The sequence below is a fragment of the Vibrio sp. 704 genome, from assembly GCF_033339295.1.
Map to the genome: position 1 here is coordinate 1 of NZ_JAWOUH010001096.1, position 502 is coordinate 502.

At 51.2% G+C, this 502-nt stretch carries 1 protein-coding gene; it reads left to right on the top strand.

The window, feature by feature from the left end:
* Positions 1 to 502 (top strand): methyl-accepting chemotaxis protein (locus R7R24_RS30840; RefSeq protein ID WP_318120734.1); only part of this gene is annotated, 502 nt, incomplete at both ends.

The following is a 502-nucleotide window of genomic DNA, read 5'->3' on the forward strand; positions in this document are numbered from 1 at the left end:
CTCGTAAATCAGAAGCCACAGCCGAGCAAGGCCGTACCGTCATTGTTGAAATGGTAGAGAGCATTCAACAGGTATCGAAGCAAATGGCGGACATGTCGGTTCAGATGAATCACCTTGGTGCTCATGGCGAGAAAATTGGCGCAGTCATTAAAGTGATTGAAGACATCGCAGAGCAAACTAACTTGCTTGCGTTAAACGCGGCAATTGAAGCTGCGCGTGCGGGTGAGTTTGGTCGCGGGTTTGCAGTTGTGGCTGATGAAGTCCGTGCACTTGCTGAGCGTACGACGAAAGCAACACAAGAAGTAGGCGAGATTATCCAAGCGATTCAAGTTGGCACGCAAGAAGCCGTGACTTACACCGAAGATGGTTGCCGTTTGGTGGCAATTGGTGTTAGCCAAAGCTCGGGAGCGGTGGAATCATTGGAAGAAATCGTTGCTGGTGCAGGGCACGTGCAAAGCATGGTGAACTCTATTGCGACCGCAGCCGAAGAGCAAACTGCGGT